This window comes from Lactococcus petauri (assembly GCF_002154895.1).
GTDB lineage: Bacteria > Bacillota > Bacilli > Lactobacillales > Streptococcaceae > Lactococcus > Lactococcus petauri.
Genome location: NZ_MUIZ01000054.1, coordinates 1 through 255 on the forward strand (window position 1 = coordinate 1; position 255 = coordinate 255).

1 protein-coding gene is annotated in these 255 nt (G+C 41.2%); it reads left to right on the plus strand.

The window, feature by feature from the left end:
• The coding region (locus BZZ03_RS11850; RefSeq protein WP_198943964.1) for a bacterial Ig-like domain-containing protein at window positions 1–255 on the plus strand (255 nt) is incomplete at both ends.

Below are 255 nucleotides of genomic sequence, written 5' to 3' on the forward strand. Positions count from 1 at the left end.
GGGATGCCTGGACAGCAGAAGATAACTTTGATTCCGCCTTGGATAAAGATGGAAATGCGGTCGACTTCTCACAAGTTAGTGTAGATGCTTCAAAAGTTGATACTTCTAAAGCAGGAACATATGATGTCACTTATACTTATGATGGCGTTACAAGTACAGCCAAAGTCACAGTTAAAGACAAGCAAACAGCGGTAAATGTGCATGACTCTACTCTTTATGTAGGGGATGCCTGGACAGCAGAAGATAACTTTGATT